At 66.0% G+C, this 606-nt stretch carries 1 protein-coding gene; it reads right to left on the reverse strand.

Annotated features, from left to right (window positions below; translation table 11 throughout):
- Positions 1-74: 74 nt before the first annotated feature.
- Positions 75-518 carry a DUF2147 domain-containing protein gene (locus ARC63_RS03455; RefSeq protein WP_005410552.1) on the reverse strand — a complete coding sequence of 148 codons (444 nt, stop codon included), beginning with the start codon at positions 516-518 and terminating at the stop codon, positions 75-77.
- Positions 519-606: the final 88 nt, after the last annotated feature.

Genomic DNA, 606 nt, shown 5'->3' on the forward strand with positions numbered 1-606 from the left:
ACGCCGGTCTGCACGCTCCTGTTTGTGTCGTGGGGGGTGGAGGGTGGCATAAGAGGCGGGGGGGGGGGGGGCGCTTATTCGCGCTGCCAGGTCTGCGCGCGGCAGATGAAGGCGATGCAGCCGGACACGTCAAGCCTGGTTCCGCCGGGCTGCAGTTCCATCTTCGACTTGTAGGTCTTGCCATTGGCCGGATCGAGGATGGTGCCGCCGGACCACTTGTTGGCGCCGTCGGCCTTCAGGTTCCAGAGGATGGTCATGCCCTTCACCGGCTTGTTCCTGTTGGCGCCTTCACAGCCGTCACAGACCGGGTTCGGGCCCTTGTCCGAGTGCAGGATGTCGACCACCTTGCCGGTCAGGGTGCCGTTGGCGGCCTGGGTGATCTCGACGATCGACTTCACCTTGCCGGTCTTGTCGTCGATGGTCTTCCAGCGGCCGGCGGCGCCATCGGCGGCCTGCGCCGAGAGCGCGGCCAGGCACAGCGGCAGTGCCAGCAGCAGGGTCTTGAAGGTCTTGCGCATGGTCCCCTCCCAGGGTTCATTCCGGCACGGTGCCGGTACGGGTCGACTGTATACCCATTCGGCGGGGTATGGGGAAGGGGGGTGTCTT

Source organism: Stenotrophomonas geniculata ATCC 19374 = JCM 13324 (assembly GCF_001431625.1).
In the GTDB taxonomy this organism is placed as follows: Bacteria; Pseudomonadota; Gammaproteobacteria; order Xanthomonadales; family Xanthomonadaceae; genus Stenotrophomonas; species Stenotrophomonas geniculata.